Origin of the sequence: Corynebacterium ulceribovis DSM 45146, assembly GCF_000372445.1 — a bacterium.
Taxonomy (GTDB): domain Bacteria; phylum Actinomycetota; class Actinomycetes; order Mycobacteriales; family Mycobacteriaceae; genus Corynebacterium; species Corynebacterium ulceribovis.
The window spans coordinates 671946-689400 of the sequence record NZ_AQUY01000001.1 but is presented as its reverse complement, the minus strand read 5'-3'; the positions used below and the strand labels follow the sequence as shown (position 1 = coordinate 689400).

Genomic DNA, 17455 nt, shown 5'->3' with positions numbered 1-17455 from the left:
CATGACTCGGCGAGCATGCACCTGCTCGGACTACTTAGGCGACGCCCAGCGGTGGTACGGGCTGCTCAGGATGCCAACCATCTTTCCTGGCGTCAGCCGCATCACTAGATCACGCAGCCGACTGGTAATCGGGCCCTCAGCTTGCGCGGTGTTGCCTGCGTAACGCGAAAGATAGATGAGCGGAGTGACGCGGCGAAAGCGAACCTTCGAATAACGATTGAGCGCGGCATCCAGTCCGGAGCTATCTGAGCCCTCTGGGTCTCCGGCGGTTGTGCCTCGAATGAGCGCGACTAAGGTGGCAGCATCTTCAATACCCTGGCACGCGCCTTGTCCCAGGTTCGGCATCATCGCATGCGCTGCATCACCCATCAATACGGTGCGGTGCTTATGAAATCGGCGCAGCGGATTAGCGATGTCGTACACATCGTGTCTCAGGACATTGCTGGTGTTTTCAATGCAGTGCCGAATCGGGTCATGCCACCCGGCGAAAGCCCCGAGCACATACTGCTTTTCATCGTGGTTGTATCCCCCGGCAGGCGTATTTTCGGTGCCGTACCAGTACACCTGACCATTTCGCAGTGGAAAGATACCGATGATTTTGCCTCTGCCCCACGTCTCACCAGACTGACCGCCGAAGTCAACTGGAGTATCGGTGATGCCGCGCCAAGCGGTGTAGCCGGCGTAACGCAGACCGGGGTCCAGGCCGAGTGCGCTGCGGGCGCGGCTGCCGATGCCATCCGCCGCGATGACCAAGTCAAACTCGTGTGTTTCACTGCCAACGGTAATGCGTGGCGCACCGCTCGGGTCAACTTCCGCCTGCGCACCGAGCCGGAACTTGTCTGCCCCGACAAGTTCCACCAGACGTTCATGCAGCGCCACTCGGTACACAGTGCGTATTGACGGCACCGTCCCAGGCCGTATTTTCATCAGCCACTTCCCTGCTGGGTTACGCTGCCCCGCAGGCATTTTGGCGGCCTGATCGCTGCAGACATCGGCGACCTCATCGCGGATGCCGAGGAATTCGAACGCGTCGAAGGCGTTGCCAAACAGCGAAAGGCTGGCACCGGTGGTGGTCAAGGTGTCGCTGCGCTCGAAGACTGTGACCTCGTGGCCATCTCGAAGGAGGCCTGCCGCGGCGGTAAGACCGACGATTCCCGAACCAACAATTCCGATGCGCATAACCCCAGGTTACTGGAGGGGTGTGTCCGGTAGCTTTGGGGCGGAGCTAGCCCTCTTCGTTCCAGGATTCCTCGTCGTCTTCTTCGTAATCATCGTCTTCGTCGTATTTCGCGGGATCTGCGTCGGTTGAGGCACCGACGAGGTGTGTCAAGGTGAGGAACTCGAGCGGCCACTGGTTGTAACCACTCGATGTGAATGGCTCAGACCCATCAGAAAACTCAATTTCGACTGACCAATCTTCACCATCCGTGCAGCTGTCATCGTCAAAGCACCGAGACCACGCCCCAAAATTGGCCTTCTTGAGCGTTTCCAGTGTGGATTGCTTGTCCAATAGCTGCGGCATCTCGAGCTGAACATGACCATGTTGCCGCTCGCCAAACGCGTCGAATCGCTCGACGGAGAGTTCAATTGAGTTCTCATCAATGCAGGAAAGTACATGAACAGTACGACCAACCCAGCCGCCGCCGATCTCGAGTGTCAGACGCGCGAATGAATCAAGACGTCTAGTGAAACGCTCGTCGATCATTTCACGCTTTGCCGGTGGGTAGTCCCAGCCTCTCCTCTCGGCTTCCTCCCGAGCTACGCGAAGCGCTGACAGAACTGGGTCCGCAATACTGCGCCCCACAAAAGTGGGATCGAGGACAGAGCTTGTGTCTGGTAGTTCATCGTCGTAAGACGTGTGCGAATTTTTGGCGTCGTCTATGCAATCGACGCAAAGAGCCAGTACCTCAAGAAGGCTATGCAGGTTGGAGTCGTCGAGAGAGCGGTAGTCGAATGGCAGGTAGTAATCCATGCGCCGAGAATAAAACAAGGCACAGACACTGCTACCCGCTCTAATGAACGAACGTTCTATTTGAGGCTCAGCAGAACGCCGACCAACAGGAAACCGCTAATTTGCAGGTGCGTAGCCGAATTTCCACCACCGCCAAACATGGCCAAGAAAATACTAACAGCCACGGCAACAAAGCAGAAGACCACGAGTCGGGCATGCGCGCTTAGTCGGTATTTCTCTGACCAGACCCGAGTGAGGACCGAATTCGCAAGGACGAGAGTCAAATAGAAGCACACGCCTGCCAGAGCACCCGGAATCATATAGGTCATGTGAGTCCTCGTTCGCAACGTGCCGATAGACAAAAACGAGGCAGCCAGATTGTCTGAGTGCCTCGCTCATATTGTACCCCGTACGGGATTTGAACCCGTGTTACCGCCGTGAGAGGGCGGCGTCCTAGGCCGCTAGACGAACGGGGCTTAGAACTGTGACTCCAACTCTAAGCGTTAAACTTGGAGCAGTTATCACTGCTGGCCTACCAGGACTCGAACCTAGAATGACGGTACCAGAAACCGTTGTGTTGCCAATTACACCATAGGCCATTGTGTTCGCGGGGCTTGCTGCCCTGCTCAACAACGATGATTAGATTAGCCATCATTGCCCAGTGAACACAAATCGGCAGGTCAGCGCCCCATTTCCCATGCTTTCCATAGCTCGGCATAACGGCCATGTAGTTCCAACAACTCCGCATGGCTGCCCTGCTCCACAATCCGGCCCCGGTCCATCACCGCAATCACATCCGCGCGCGCCGCCTGCGACAGTCGGTGCGCCACCACAAGGGCACTACGCCCAGCGGTCACTTCATCGGCGGCCTGCTCCAGCCGCTCCGCACCGGTCGACCCCGCTTCCGCGGTCGCTTCATCCAGCACCACCAATGGCGGATCCGCGAGCAACACTCGCGCCAGCGCCAACTGCTGCGCCTGCATCGGTGTCAGCGCTCGGCCGGAAGCACCCACCGGCTCCTGCAGATCGGTCACCCAGTCCGCGCCCACAGCGTCCAACGCCGCGCGCACCTCATCCTCCGAAGCTTCCGGCTTCGCCAGGCGCAGGTCGTCAATCAGCGGGCCATCGAAAACATGCACTTCCTGCGTCACCAGCACCAAGTGCTCGGCGCGCTCAGTATCCGACAGGTCCGCTGACTCAATGCCATCAATCGTGATGGTCCCGCGCGGCGCCGGCCGCAGCCCCGCCAGCAGCGCCGTCACCGTCGTTTTACCGGCACCAGAAGCACCGACCAAGGCCAGCTTCTGCCCCGGCGCAATCGCCAGACTCACATCCTGCACCGCAGGCTCAGCCTCACCGTCGTAGCCCCACGTCAAATCCCGAATCGCCACACCGGAGCCATCCCCGGCAGAAACAACCGGATAGTCGGGCCGAGTAATCGTCAATACGCCCACCACACGCTGCAGGGACGTGAGCCCCGACTGAATCGTGTCCACCTGCTGCACCAGCCGCGTAATCGGGCCAAACAGCCGCAGAAACAGCAGCATCGCGGCGGTGACTGTACCAATCGTCGCCGAACCATCGGCAACAATGAAGTACCCAACAATCAGCACCATCAACATGCCGACCATCTCCGCGGCATGCACCCGGGCCATCAACAAACTGGTGGTAATCCGCGCGTCAACGCTATGGCGCAGCACCTGCCACGACCAATGCGCAATATGCTCCCGGCGCTGCTCCTGCAGACCAAACGCACGCACGGTATCCACACCACGCAGCGTCCCGAGCACGAACCGCGCCCGCTCCGCCATCGCGGCGCGCTCCGCCTGAAACACCGGCGGCGCAATATGGCGGAACTGCAGCACCGCCCACGTGTACACCGGCACCACCACCAGCATGGCCACACCAACGCGCCAATCCACCACGCCCATGCCGACCACCGACACCACGATGGTGAAACCGGAAGTCGCAATAATCGGCAAGGTCTGCGTAATGGCGACAGAGACCTCGGAAACGTCATCGGTGGCGCGGGAGACTAAGTCACCGGCACCAGCGCGCTCCACCCGCACCAGCGGCAAATGCAGCGCCGCCGCAATCATCTTCTCGCGCAGGTACGCCACCACACCTTCAGCGACACCGGCCGCGAGCATCGTGCCAACCGCCGAGGTAATCGCCGAAACCACAATCGCCGCGGCCATCAACCAAATCTGGCGAGTATCCCAACTGCCGGCCGCCACCATATCCACAATTCGGCCCAGGCCCAGCGGAATCGCCAGCCCAGTTGCAGCGGCAATAAGGAGCAACAACACCGCGCCAAGGGTGCGTGGCCCCTGCCCCTGCCCGGCGCGCGACACATGCTGCCAGGTGGTTTTCGCATCAGCAATCGGCAGCCGGTTCGGATTCGCGATGGTGTCCGTGTCAGTTTTCAGCCCAAACGGGTCGTCGTACCACAGCATTTATGCCTCCACTGTCTGATCAGCCACGGCAATCCACGCCGGGGACGACGTCAGCACCACCGTGGTGCCGCCGGTAACCTGCCGAATCTGCTGCACCCGGCGGGCGGTCGCTTGCTCGGTTACCGAGTCCACCGCGGTCGTTGGGTCAACCAACACGAGGGTGCGCGGGGCGGCGGCGACGGCTCGGGCAAGTGCCACGCGTTGGCGCTGGCCACCGGAAATCTGTGTGCCCTGCTCCCCCGTTTCCTTCTCCGGGTCCAGGTTCACTGCAGCGACGGCTTCCAGCACCGCAGCATCACTCACGCCAGGGGTGCGGACGTTTTCCGCCACAGTGCCGCCAAAGAGGTCCGCGACATGCGGTGCGACCAGCACATCGGGTTGCTTCGCCAGGGATTGCGCCAGGGCGCTCATGGTCGGGGCGCTACTGCGCACAACCACCAACTGCCCTGGGTTGATGGTGGCACCGGCAATGCTCAGCCCCGTGCCGGCCGCAGGGGTGTCGATCGCATCAACCGCACTAGCTGTATCCGCCGCTGGGGTCTGCAGCACGCCCAACACACGCGCCGCCGAGGCCTTCGACTGCGCCCACAGCGCGGAGGCATCCCGCCCCAACTGCGCCATCGGGTCGGAAATGAACTGCGTCAGGCCCACCACGGTAATCAGCTCACCGACGCTAATCTGCCCGCGCATCGCCATCCACCCGGCCAACACCGCCACACCAACTACCAGCGCGCCGCCGACAATCGTCGACCAGCCCACCAGCATCGCTTCCGAACGGTTCGCGTCCAACGTCCGCGCCAGCGCCTGCCGCGAGGAGGTGCGGTAGCGTTCCGCCGCCACATTCGTCGCCCCAAGCCCGCGGAGGGTGCGGTAGCCCTGCACCAAGTCGGAGGCCACACCGGCGGCCTTACCGACTGCTTGTTGACGTTCACCGGCCCGCTGTTGCAGCGGAGCACTCGCAGCGGTAGCAGCCCACACCAGGGTGCCGCCGCCAACGATAATCCCTAGGCCCAGCCGCCAATCAATGGTCAGCAAAATCGCGGCGGAAAACAGCAGCGCGGTGACATTGGCCAGCGGGCGCATCACCAGCTCGCGGACCTGCGCGGTGCGTTGGACATCCGCTGAGGCAATGGACAGCAATTCCCCTGGGGAGCGGCGCTCGGTGAACGCGAGCCCAGCCGGGTGCGTGAGGCGGTCGGTCACGGCCATGCGCAGTTGGTGCTCGACTCGCAGCTGACCGTTGACCCCGAAGCGGCGGCCAAACCGGGAGCACATGTCGAGTGCCAGGAAGTTCAGCACCAGCACAATGCACCACAGCACTAGGCGCGGTGCGTCGGTGCGGGCGATGGCATCGTCAATGGCGGCGCCCATAATCACCGGCACCAAGGCTTCGAATACTTGGTGGCCGGAAGCAAAAATGGCCGATGGAATGGTGTACCACGGCCATGCTGCTATCAGGCGTCGCAAAAAGGAAGCCGGCGTTGTCGACGTATCGACAACTACCGGCTCTGCAGGTGGCGGCGTCGCGCCAGGGCGCATGAGCAAGAACATGCGCCAATCCTATCTAGTGTTAGGCCTGGCTGACCCATGGGGTTTGTGCGCGGGCGCCGCGCAGTCGCTGCATGGTGCGGTCCTTACCCAGCAGTTCCATCGACTCGAACAGTGGCGGGGAGACCTGCGCACCGGTCACGGCAACACGCACCGCACCGAACGCCTTACGCGGCTTCAGCTCCATCTCTTCCAGCAGTGCCTTCTGCAGCGCCGCCTCAATGTTGGCGGTGACGAACTCTTCCGCGGCGATTGGCTCCAGCACCTCGATGGTCTTGTCCAGCACCTCGATGGCATCTTCCTTCAGGTTCTTCCGGGCAGACTTATCGTCCAGCTCGAAGTCCGCTTCGTTAACCACCAGGAACTTCAGCAGGTCCCAGGCGTCGCCCATCACCTTGATGCGGGTCTGCACCAGTTCGGCAGCGAAAGCGAACTTGTCTTCTGGGTAGTCCTTCGGGAAGTCCTTGTAGGTTTCCAGGTAAGTGCGCAGACGTGCGGTGAAGTCGCCCAGCTCCAGCATGCGCAGGTGCTCGGCGTTAATGGCGTCGGCCTTCTTCTGGTCGAAGCGCGCTGGGTTCGACAGCACATCGTGCACGTCGAAGGCAGCAATCATCTCGTCTAGGGAGAAGATTTCATTGTCCGCAGAAATCGACCAGCCCAGCAGTGCCAGGTAGTTCAGCAGACCTTCGCGGATGAAACCGTTTTCGCGGTGGATGAATAGGTCGGATTCTGGGTCACGCTTGGACAGCTTCTTATTGCCTTCACCCATGACGAACGGCAGGTGGCCGAACTCTGGGGTAAAGGACGTGACGCCAATGCGCTGCAGCGCTTCGTACAGTGCCAGCTGGCGTGGGGTCGATGGCAGCAGGTCTTCGCCGCGCAGCACGTGGGTTACCTGCATCAAGGCGTCGTCGACTGGGTTGACCAGTGTGTACAGTGGCTGCCCGTTCGAACGGGCAATCACGAAGTCTGGAATGGTGCCCGCTTTAAATTCAACGTCACCACGCACTAGGTCCGTCCACTTGTAATCGTGGTCTGGCATCTTCAGGCGAATCACTGGCTGGCGACCTTCCGCCCGGAACGCTGCCTTCTGCTCGTCGGTCAGGTCACGGTCGTAGTTGTCGTAGCCCAGTTGCACATCCTGACCAGCGGCCTTGCGGCGCGCTTCGACTTCCTCGCGGGTGGAGAAATCCTCGTATGCTTCACCGGCTTCGACCAACTTGGCGATGATGTCCTGGTAAATCTCGCCGCGCTGCGACTGACGGTATGGGCCGTGTGGGCCACCAACGTCGACGCCTTCGTCCCAGTCCAGGCCGAGCCACCGCAGAGCTTCCAGGATGGCGGCGTAGCTTTCTTCGGAGTCGCGGGCAGCGTCGGTGTCTTCAATGCGGAACACCAATTTGCCGCCGGTGTGGCGTGCGTATGCCCAGTTGAACAGTGCGGTTCGGATCAAACCAACGTGCGGTGTGCCGGTTGGTGATGGGCAGAATCGAAGGCGTACTTCGGACGGCTTGTCAGGTGCGGTAGTCATAGTGTCCGATAGTAGTCGCCATGCCGGACAAGGCTCACTCTGGGCTGCGCGCTAGTATCTGCTGTTATGAATGAGTCAGAAAACGGTCGCACTGCCGCAGGTCGCTTCCAGCGCCCCGCTACCGCACCGGATTTTCTGTTGTCCCGCGAGCACCAATCGGTACGCACCCAGGGGGTCACCGCCACATTCAATGAGCTTGACGACGCAATGGGGGCCCTTGCTGCCGGCGACATCGAAATGCTGGTCGGCGCGTTGCCCTTTGACGTCGACGCTCCCGTGGCGCTGACCGCACCGAAGCACATCATTGTCTCTTCTGGCCCACTGGAGCCGCCAGCGGTCTACCGCGGCGCCACCGCAGCCAGTGGTTTGCACGCCACCGTCGAAGGTAGAACGCCAACGCTAGATGAGCACCGCGAACGAGTGGCGGCAGCGATTGCCACCATTGATGCCACCGCTGGGGAAAAAGCGGCGCTGGCGAAAGTGGTGCTGGCCCGCAGCATTGACCTGTCTTTTGACACGCCGGTGGATCCATTGTTGGTTGCCGCCCGCTTCATTGACATGTCGGCCAACCGCGATGGTTTCTACGCGGATCTAGCGCCAGCGGGCGCGCCGCACGCGAACAATGTGCTGGTTGGTTCGTCGCCGGAGCAGTTGGTGCGGCGCTTTGGCCGCCAAGTGACGTCCTTCCCGCTGGCGGGGTCACTGCCCCGCTCCGCCGACCCGAAAGAAGATGCGCGGCGGCGCGAAGAGCTGGCGCACTCTAGGAAAGATCTGACGGAACACCAGTTTGTCGTGGAGTGGATTGAAAGCAGGCTTCGTGGTTATTGCGCGGAATTGTCGATTCCACGTAGCCCCCAACTCGTCGCAACGCGGGAAATGTGGCATTTGGGCACCCCGATTTCCGGTGTTCTGGCAGACCCTGCGACCACCGCGCTGGATTTGGCGCTGGCGGTGCACCCAACACCGGCGATTTGTGGCACGCCGACGGACGCCGCGTTTGGGCTGATTCAGTCGGTGGAAGAGGACCGCGGGTTTTATTCCGGTGCGGTCGGTTGGACGAATAAAGCAGGCGACGGCGAATGGATGGTCTCGATTCGCTGCGCTGAAATGTCCAAAACCGGAAAATGGGCGCGGGCGTGGGCCGGCGGCGGGATTGTGGCGCAGTCCGATCCGGACACCGAAGTGGCCGAAACGGCTGCGAAGCTGCGCACCGCGCTCAAAGCCTTCGGCTTGAGCTAGGCGCCAGCTCCTGCGAGCGCTAAGCGCGCTCGACTGGGTTCGACAGTTCGCCGATACCTGGGATTTCGATGGTGATGCGGTCGCCCGGTACCATCTCTGCGGTGCCTGCTGGCGAACCGGTGCAGATGACGTCGCCTGGCAGCAGGGTCATCGAAGCGGTGATGAACTCAATGATGGTTGGGATGTCCCAAATCATCTGGTTCGAGTTGGAGTCCTGCTTAGTCTCGGTGACACCATCATGGGTCAGGTGCGCCTTAATTGGCAGGTCCTTCAGGTCCTGGGAGTCTTCCAGATCAGTGACAATCCATGGGCCGATCGGGGCGAAGGTGTCAATGCCCTTCGCACGTGCCCACTGGCCGTCAGAGAACTGTAGGTCACGGGAAGACACATCGTTGATGATGGTGTAGCCAAAGATGTAATCCATGGCGTCTTCCTTCTTCACGTTCTTTGCAGGCTTGCCAATCACCAGGGCCAGCTCACCTTCGAATTCCACCTTGGTGGCGAATTCTGGGATGCGGATTGGTGCTTCCGGACCAATCACGGCAGTCGATGGCTTGATGAACAGGGTTGGTGGCAGCGATTCTGCCGACTGCTTGAACACTTCAGCAACGTGGTCGGCATAGTTACGGCCAATCGCAACGACCTTCGGCGGCAGAATCGGCGCGAGCAGTCGCGCGTCCTTCATCGCGAATTCCCGCCCGGTGTACTCAATTTGAGCGAAGAAGTACTCGCGAACTTCCCGACCAATGGCTTCGTCGCCTTCGCCTTCAACGGCCACGAATGGGAAATTATTCGCCTCTGGATGTGCAATTCGAGCAATACGCATGCGGACTACCTTACTTTCCGGAATTCAGTAGAGAAGAAACAGCCTCGGCGATGCGGTCGCCGACCTCGACGGTACGCACCGAACCTGGCTCGCGCGCGGCAACGTCCTTGGCCACCGCAGCTTCAATCGCTTCGGCGGCTGGCAGCAGCGCCGCATCGTCCTCGCCCAGGTGACGCAGCATCATTGCCACCGACAAAATCGCTGCAGTTGGGTCGGCAATACCTTGGCCAGCAATGTCAGGTGCCGAGCCATGGACCGGCTCGAACATCGATGGGTTGGTACGGGAGGCATCGATATTGCCGGATGCTGCCAGACCAATACCGCCAGTGACAGCGCCGGCTTCGTCGGTAAGAATGTCACCAAAGAGGTTGTCGGTGACGATAACGTCAAAACGCGAAGGCTGGGTGACCAAGTAGATGGTCGCAGCATCAATGTGGCAGTAGTCCACTTCAACGCCTGGGTATTCGCTCGCCACCTCGTCAACGGTGCGCTGCCACAGCCCACCGCCGTGGACCAGCACGTTGGTCTTATGCACCAAGGTGACCTTATTGCGTCGGGTGGTGGCCAGTTCAAAGGCGTACCGCACCACGCGCTCAGCGCCGAAGCGGGTGTTCACCGAAGTTTCATTCGCCACTTCCTGCGGGGTTCCGACGCGAATGGCGCCGCCGTTGCCGGTGTATGCGCCTTCAGTACCTTCGCGGACCACCACGAAATCAATGTCACCTGGCTCGCGCAGTGGGGACTGCACACCCGGGAACAGCTTCGATGGTCGCAAGTTGATGTGGTGGTCCAAGGCAAAGCGCATTTTCAGCAGCATGCCGCGCTCCAGCACACCTGGGGCGACGGTGCGTGGGTCGCCGATTGCGCCGAGGAGGATGGCGTCGTGCTCGCGGAGGGATTCCAGGTCGGCATCAGTGAGGGTTTCGCCCTTGGCGAGGTAGCGACGGGCACCGAGGTCGTACTCAGTGGTCTCTACCTCCCCTACTGCCGCGCGGAGGACCTTGAGGGCCTCGGCAGTTACTTCGGTACCAATTCCGTCGCCCGGAATCACAGCAAGCTTCATGTTTCCACCTTTATCTGAAATCAGAGGTTTGTTCATTATTCCACAGCGGCCCTAGAACTATGACACCGGCCACTAATGCCGAAGGCGCCCACTACCGAAGTAGCGAGCGCCTACATTTAATACGCGGTGGAAGAATTATTTCCACTCCAGCGCATTACTTGCGCATGGAGCCGGTCTCCACGAAACGCTGGTGCCAGGAAAGGGACTCATCCAGGTTGTGTGGGGTGTGCAGCGCCGAGACGCCGCCCTTTTCCGCACGCTCCACGTAGTCGAGCAGTTCCGCACGGAAGTCAGGGTGTGCACAGTTCTCGATGACAACGCGGGCACGCTTGCGCGGTGCCAGACCACGCAGGTCAGCCAGACCCTGCTCGGTGATGATGACCATGGTGTCGTGCTCGGTGTGGTCGTGGTGGGAAACCATTGGCACGATGGTGGAAATAGCGCCACCCTTAGCCAGCGATGGCGACACGAAGGTGGAGATGTAGGCGTTACGGGTGAAGTCACCGGAACCACCGATACCGTTCATCATGCGGGTACCCATGATGTGAGTGGAGTTCACGTTGCCGTACACGTCAGCTTCGATGAGGCCGTTGCAGGAAATCACACCGAGGCGGCGGATGACCTCTGGGGAGTTCGACACGTCCTGTGGGCGCAGCACAATCTTCTTCGCGTAGTCCGAAGCGTTCTGGTTCATGCGCTCAGCAGCTTCTGGGGACAGGGCGAATGAGGTTGCCGATGCCACAGACATGGTGCCGTTATCCAGCAGGGAAACCATGCCGTCCTGAATAACCTCGGTGTAGGAGGTCAGGTTCTCGAAGTTGGACTCCGACAGGCCTTCCAGCACAGCGTTAGCAATGTTGCCGACACCGGACTGCAGTGGCAGCAGGTTAGCTGGCAGGCGGCCCTGGGTGACTTCGTTCTCCAGGAACTCAATCAGGTGGCCGGCGATGGCGCGGGAGTCATCATCCAGTGGCTTGAATGGAGAGTTACGGTCCGGCGCGTCGGTTTCGACGATAGCGACAACCTTGTTGACGTCAATGTCAATCGCGGAGGTACCGATGCGCTGGCCGGATTCGGTCACTGGAATGATTTCGCGAGCTGGTGGCAGGCCGACACGGAAAATGTCGTGCATGCCTTCCAGTTCCAGCGACTGCCAGTTGTTGATTTCGATGATGATGCGCTCGGCGGAGTCCAGGTAGTTCACGGAGTTACCGACCGAGGACGATGGCACAATGCCGCCGTCTTCAGTGATGCGGACTGCTTCAACCACAGCGACGTTGACCTTGCCGACGAAGCCCTGGGATGCCTGTGGGCCCGAGTGCGACAGGTGCATGTCGGAGTACAGGGTGGTGCCGTCGTTAATCTTCTTACGCAAGACTGGGTCGGACTGGTAAGGCATGCGCCACAGAACGCCGTTGGTTTCTGCCAGCACGCCGTCGAGTTCTGGTGCGGTGGAGGCACCGGTGAACACGCTGACGCGGAAGTCTTCGCCACGCTCAGTTGCTTCGGTGATGCGCTTAGCCAGTGCGCCTGGCACTGCCTTTGGGTAGCCCGCACCGGTGAAGCCCGAGAAACCAATCTGGTCGCCTGGCTGGATGAAGGTTGCTGCTTCGTCAGCAGACATCACTTTGCCGCGCAGACCGGCGTGGGAAATACGTTCCGACATGTAGTCCTCCTGTTGTTTAACGATCTTTAGTTAAGTTACATCATGAATTAAATCACCATCCCTATCGGGTGGTGACCAAGATCTACTCTAACTGATAAAAACCCAAAAAAGCGCCGTCAAGCAGGTAAAAACGCTTGACGACGCAAGGGCCCAACACGAGCTATCCCCGATCGGGGTTAGTTTCTCGTGGCAAACTTCTTCGGGCGGCCTGTCGGCTTAGTTCAGCTGCAGCTGCAGAACGCGGGACGCTTCAATCTTGCCGGAGATATCTGCCAGCAGCTCTTCAGACAGTTCCTTGTCCACGCGGATAATCAGCATTGCGGTTTCACCGTCACCCTTCTGGGACAGTGCAGCAGCCTCAATGTTGATGCCAGCGTCACCCAGGGTGCCGCCGACCTTACCCAGTGCACCTGGCTGGTCCTTGTAGAAGAAGAAGACGTTGCGGCCTTCGGAACGCATGTCGACGCCGCGGCCGTTGATGCGAACAATCTTCTCAATGCGCTGCAGACCGGTCAGGGCACCAACAACCACGGAGGTCTTGCCATCGTTGTCGATGACCTTGACTTCCAGAGTGGAGCGGTGAGACACCGACTCAGCTTCGGACTGCACGTTGATGGATACGCCGCGCTCTTCAGCGATACGTGGTGCGTTCACGAAGGTCACTGGCTCTTCGATGATGGCGGAGAACAGGCCACGAGCTGCAGCCAGACCCAGCACGGAGACATCTTCGGAGGACAGTTCGCCGCGTGCGGTTACTTCCACTGCCACTGGGGCGCCGGTTGCAAGGCCACCAGCAACCATGCCCAGTTCGCGGGCCAGTTCCAGCCACAGGGCAACTTCTTCGCCCACGCGGCCACCGGACACGTTCACTGCGTCTGGGACGAAGTCGCCAGCCAGTGCCAGCAGCACAGAGCGGGCCACGTCGGTGCCAGCGCGGTCCTGTGCTTCAGCGGTCGATGCGCCCAAGTGTGGGGACACAACGGTCTCTGGCAGGCCGAACAGTGGCGAGTCGGTGCATGGCTCAGAAGCGAAGACGTCAAAGCCGGCACCACGGATGTGGCCGGACTTAATGGCATCTGCCAGTGCCTGCTCGTCAACGAGGCCACCACGGGCAGCGTTGATGATGATCTGGCCCTTCTTGGACTTAGCCAGCAGTTCCGCGTTGAACATGCCCGCGGTTTCCTTGGTCTTTGGCAGGTGGATGGTCACGAAGTCAGCGCGGCTGACCAGCTCATCCAGGTCGACCAGTTCCACACCGAGCTGCGCTGCGCGAGCTGGGTTGGCGTATGGGTCGTACGCAATGATGGTGGTTTCGAAAGCGTGCAGGCGCTGCGCAAACAGCTGACCGATGTGGCCGAAGCCGACGATACCGATGGTCTTGCCGAAGATTTCGACACCCTTGAAGGAAGAACGCTTCCATTCGCCGTCGCGCAGGGATGCGTCTGCGGCTGGCACCTGGCGTGCGGTTGCCATCAGCAGTGCAATGGCCTGCTCACATGCGGAGTGGATGTTGGAGGTTGGTGCGTTGACGACCATGACGCCCTTAGCGGTTGCGGCATCAATGTCGACATTGTCCAGGCCGACACCTGCGCGGCCAATGATCTTCAGATTCGACGCAGCGTCGATAACTTCCTTGTCCACGGTGGTTGCCGAGCGCACCAGCAGTGCGTCAGCTTCTGGGACGGCGGCTAGCAGTTCAGCGCGGTTCGGGCCATCGACCCAACGCACCTCCACTGAGTCTCCGAGTGCATCGACGGTGGATTGGGACAGCTTGTCGGCAATAAGTACAACCGGAAGAGCGTTCTGAGTCACGCGCATTTCTCCTGAAGAGTGGGATGTTCCGAATCACTCACACGACCGCGCCAGTGACCGGGCCTTGCACCGGCACTCTGGCACAAGGCCATTTCAGCTTACTCCTTACTGAAAACTTACGAACCACGGCCGGGGGTTTACCCCCATTGTCTGCTCCGGAGTGAACAGCGGGGAGTCTTCATCGAGGAAGTTCTTCCACGCCATCGCGAACCCTTCCGGCAGGTCCTTCAGCAGCGCATCCCAGGTCGCCATCTTTTCCCCGGCGCTGCCATGCCCATCAGCGTGCAGCACAATCTGAATTTCTTTCCGGCTGGTGTCAACCTTCGCCCGGTCGCGAATCATCTGCGTTTGGAATTGGTGCAACACCAGCGCCTTTTGCGGCAGATTGTTCTCCGCAGTCAGATCCGCCAGCCACGTCACCACTTCATTAATCTCTGCGGCATCGGTGTGCCCAACTTCAGAAGCCGGCTTCTTGCCCGGCGTCAGCTTCCACTCTGGGTCCAGCGCGAGCCCCACATTTGGTCGCTTCAACAGTTCTTCATAGCGCTTGGCTTGGTCAATAAACCGCGCGGTTCCCGGCTGCAGGTCAATAATGGCGTATCCCCCAGCTTCGGTCACCGCATCCAGGTACGGCACCAACTCTTCGGGTTGCGCTTCATTCGAGAAGTCCCCATCGTCACCTGCGAATTCACTGGCAACCGTCGCAATAATCTCAAACCCCGGAATCACTGGTTCCGGCGAAAACGGTTGGTACGCATCCACATCTTGCTGCGCCCGCTTCACTGCCGCTTTCGGGTCCTGCTCCCCCAGCACGCCCAAATCAGGGCCCGACGGATGCCCATAGAGCGCCACAATCCGACGCCCCGGCAGCAGCGTTGCCCCACCGCCCGGCAGTTCCGCCGTCAGATTCTTCGCCGTCTCCCGCGCTGCTTCCACATCGCCGAACCCATCACCGATGGCAATGATAGTGCGGTCCTCCTTCAGCGCCTTAATGCTTGGTGACGAAACCAAAGCATCGTCGCCCGGAAGGTCCAGAACCTCAATTCCCGAGGTCGCCGCATTAATCTTATTCGCAGCACTGGCGTTCTTCGGCAGGAAAACTACTGTGCTGGAATCAAACTTTGGTGCGTCTCCGGCGGTCAATTCGTCAATACGCTCAGAAGTGAGCGGTTCTTTAACGGTGACGCTGCTGCCCTCTGGGGCGGTGACCTCCCCGACTGGGTAGACCTCCTCGAATTCGCCGAGCTGCTCGGGCGTCGGGTTGATGAGCACTGGCACGCGCAACTTGTCAGCGGCGCGCTTGGCCAGGTCTAGGTCGGCGCCTTTGGCAACCACGATTGCGGATTTCGCGTCAGGAAAGAAGACGTCTGCGGTGGTGCGGCCGGTTGGGTCGTTGGCTACCGTCTGGGTCGACAGTTCAATGGTGTCGCCTTGGCTGACACTGCCCGACCCTGCACCATCATTGCTGCAAGCGACGGCGCCGCTCATGGTGACGGCAAGAAGGCAGCCGGTGGCGGCGAGGGCGCGCAAGGGACGGGAAACGGTGCGTCGGTCAGTCATGGACACCACCGTAACGCAGAATTAACCCGCACCTCGGGACGGCTCACGCAAATGCCGCCGGACCTTCCACCAAATCAGTGCGCGTCGAGGCAGTGAACACCGAATCGGCATCAGCGTCTCGAATCACCCGCACCATCGTCCGGTCGGCGACCAGATCCGCCAAACACTCAATCCGGTGCTGGGCAAAAGCTGCCATATTGGACTCGCGCAATGCCGTGACGTCGAGGCAGTGGCTAGCCAGCATCGCATTGAGCTCCTCGCCTGGGGCATGGGCTTTCGCCTCCACACGGCCAATCCAGCGGCCTGGCGTGATGCCATCCATCAGCTCCGCGGTGCGGGCACTGACCGGAGTCTTATTCAAAATGCCATGCACCACCGCTGGGTCAATGCCCTGCTCGGCGGCGACCCGGTCCGTGAAAATTTGTGCCAAGCGGATATCCAAACGAGCGAAGTTATTCTGGTCGACCTGCTCGCCGCTGCGCCAATCCACTGCCCCATTGGCCAGCAGCAATGCGACCAACGCCCGAATGCCTGGCTCATCGCGGTGCAACGACAGCAACCGAGAGGTGTACAGCATCGAATCAGTAATCGTGATCGGCAGCGTGGCGGCGGTGCCAGTTGCCCACGCTGGAACGGTGTCAACATCATTAGCAAACCGGGCCTTAGTTTCCGCGGCATATAGCTCGCCGAGTGCGCCTGCCCAGAACCACTGCTGCAGCCGCTCCAACACCATCGGCTCTTCCGCCCGCGGGCCGAGCTTCGCGCGCAACACCGCCAGTGCAATCAGCTGCGCTGGGTATGGCACATCGTTGGCTTCGAAAATGCAGAGGCCCGCGAGGAACTCTGGGACCCAGCGCAGCGCGGCGCGAATCCGGTCGGCGCTGCCGAGGTAAGAATCCAGGGACATCGACAGCACATCGGCGCGCAAGGCTGAGGTCTGTTGATCATGTTCAGACGAATGCAGCAGGCTAACGGCCTGCAGGAAGTCATTCTGGGTCACCGACTGCAGCACTGGGAACTCGTTAACAACGGCCTGCGTCGCGGCGTAATCGTCATCAAGGCGGAAGGCATGACCTTCCCGGCTTTGGAATTCTGTATCGGCGGCGTAGCGGGCGGTGAGCAGTTCGAAAACGCTGCGGCCGGTGTGCTTTTCGAAAATAGTGCCGACGGCGCCAAGTGGGACTTGTTCATCCAAGGTGACCACGCGCAGCTGGAACATTTGCACCGCGAGGACAACGCGGCGGAAGAACTTCGAGGACAGTTCGCGGTCATCCTGGGCGAATAATTCTCGGGTGACATCGTCGGTGAGCAGGACAGCTAGGGGCAGGCAGCCGGCTGGGATGGCTTCGTCGGCGCCTAGGGCCATGACGGCGCCGTCGGGCATTTCATCGCCTTTGATGGCTTCATGCAGGTTGACGACGAAGCGGCGGGTGATTTTCTTGCCGCGGGTATCGCGGGTGCGGACCAGCCCATCGCCCCACAGGCAGCTGTAGAGGGTCATGAGACGGGCTTGGCCGTTAAGCAGCAGCGTGTGCGGTTTCACGTCCGTTGGTTGGCCGGTAACGGTGCGGGTGGCCAGCGTGATGTCGGAGTGCTTGTAGTCCAGTGCGAGGAAGTTGCCGATTGGGTAACCGCGTAGGACTGCCACGAGCAGGGAACGGATTTGGGCGTCGTTCCAAGCGAATTCGCGCTGGTAGTCAGGGAGCTGGATTGCTCCGGATTCGATGCTGCGCAGCACATCCGTCAGTGAGTACAGCGGACGAGTAAATCCCACGGCCAAACCTTTCGACAGGTAATAATGTG

At 60.5% G+C, this 17455-nt stretch carries 12 protein-coding genes and 2 tRNA genes; 1 reads left to right on the top strand and 13 read right to left on the bottom strand.

Going from position 1 to position 17455, the window contains the following annotated elements; all coding sequences use genetic code 11:
- Positions 1 to 30: 30 nt before the first annotated feature.
- The 7 genes from A3EC_RS11215 to gltX all read right to left on the bottom strand — a co-directional run bounded on the left by A3EC_RS11215 (position 31) and on the right by gltX (position 7486).
- Positions 31 to 1179, bottom strand: a complete 1149-nt coding sequence (locus A3EC_RS11215) for an FAD-dependent oxidoreductase (protein WP_018023723.1) — start codon at positions 1177 to 1179, stop codon at positions 31 to 33.
- A 46-nt stretch (positions 1180 to 1225) separates the two neighbouring features.
- Positions 1226 to 1972, bottom strand: a complete 747-nt coding sequence (locus A3EC_RS0103190) for a hypothetical protein (protein WP_018023722.1) — start codon at positions 1970 to 1972, stop codon at positions 1226 to 1228.
- Positions 1973 to 2354: 382 nt separating this feature from the next.
- Positions 2355 to 2427 (bottom strand) — tRNA-Glu (locus A3EC_RS0103180).
- A gap of 51 nt (positions 2428 to 2478) precedes the next feature.
- A tRNA-Gln gene (locus tag A3EC_RS0103175) sits at positions 2479 to 2550 on the bottom strand.
- 81 nt (positions 2551 to 2631) lie between these two features.
- On the bottom strand, positions 2632 to 4407 hold the full coding sequence (locus A3EC_RS0103170) for an ABC transporter ATP-binding protein (RefSeq protein WP_018023720.1): 1776 nt from the start codon (positions 4405 to 4407) through the stop codon (positions 2632 to 2634).
- A complete protein-coding gene (locus A3EC_RS0103165) occupies positions 4408 to 5958 on the bottom strand; it encodes an ABC transporter transmembrane domain-containing protein (protein WP_018023719.1) in 1551 nt (516 codons plus the stop codon).
- A gap of 19 nt (positions 5959 to 5977) precedes the next feature.
- The gene (gltX, locus tag A3EC_RS0103160; protein ID WP_018023718.1) at positions 5978 to 7486 is read right to left on the bottom strand and encodes a glutamate--tRNA ligase; all 1509 of its coding nucleotides are present in this window, start codon (positions 7484 to 7486) and stop codon (positions 5978 to 5980) included.
- Positions 7487 to 7552: 66 nt separating this feature from the next.
- On the opposite strand from gltX, the gene A3EC_RS0103155 reads away from it, so the two are divergent.
- On the top strand, positions 7553 to 8725 hold the full coding sequence (locus A3EC_RS0103155) for an isochorismate synthase (RefSeq protein ID WP_018023717.1): 1173 nt from the start codon (positions 7553 to 7555) through the stop codon (positions 8723 to 8725).
- A gap of 19 nt (positions 8726 to 8744) precedes the next feature.
- On the opposite strand, the gene A3EC_RS0103150 is transcribed toward A3EC_RS0103155, so the two are convergent.
- From A3EC_RS0103150 to A3EC_RS0103125, 6 genes are all read right to left on the bottom strand, one after another.
- The gene (locus tag A3EC_RS0103150) at positions 8745 to 9551 is read right to left on the bottom strand and encodes a fumarylacetoacetate hydrolase family protein (RefSeq protein ID WP_018023716.1); all 807 of its coding nucleotides are present in this window, start codon (positions 9549 to 9551) and stop codon (positions 8745 to 8747) included.
- A gap of 10 nt (positions 9552 to 9561) precedes the next feature.
- Positions 9562 to 10614, bottom strand: coding sequence for a 3-isopropylmalate dehydrogenase (locus tag A3EC_RS0103145; protein WP_026162142.1), 1053 nt, complete (start codon positions 10612 to 10614; stop codon positions 9562 to 9564).
- A gap of 154 nt (positions 10615 to 10768) precedes the next feature.
- Positions 10769 to 12280, bottom strand: a complete 1512-nt coding sequence (gene scpC, locus A3EC_RS0103140) for a succinyl-CoA:acetate CoA-transferase ScpC (RefSeq protein ID WP_018023714.1) — start codon at positions 12278 to 12280, stop codon at positions 10769 to 10771.
- Between the two features lie 216 nt (positions 12281 to 12496).
- On the bottom strand, positions 12497 to 14092 hold the full coding sequence (gene serA / locus A3EC_RS0103135) for a phosphoglycerate dehydrogenase (RefSeq protein WP_026162141.1): 1596 nt from the start codon (positions 14090 to 14092) through the stop codon (positions 12497 to 12499).
- A gap of 105 nt (positions 14093 to 14197) precedes the next feature.
- Complete coding sequence (locus A3EC_RS0103130) at positions 14198 to 15652, bottom strand: hypothetical protein (protein WP_018023712.1); 1455 nt, start codon at positions 15650 to 15652, stop codon at positions 14198 to 14200.
- A 43-nt stretch (positions 15653 to 15695) separates the two neighbouring features.
- A complete protein-coding gene (locus A3EC_RS0103125; RefSeq protein WP_018023711.1) occupies positions 15696 to 17426 on the bottom strand; it encodes a DUF262 domain-containing protein in 1731 nt (576 codons plus the stop codon).
- Between the last annotated feature and the right edge of the window lie 29 nt (positions 17427 to 17455).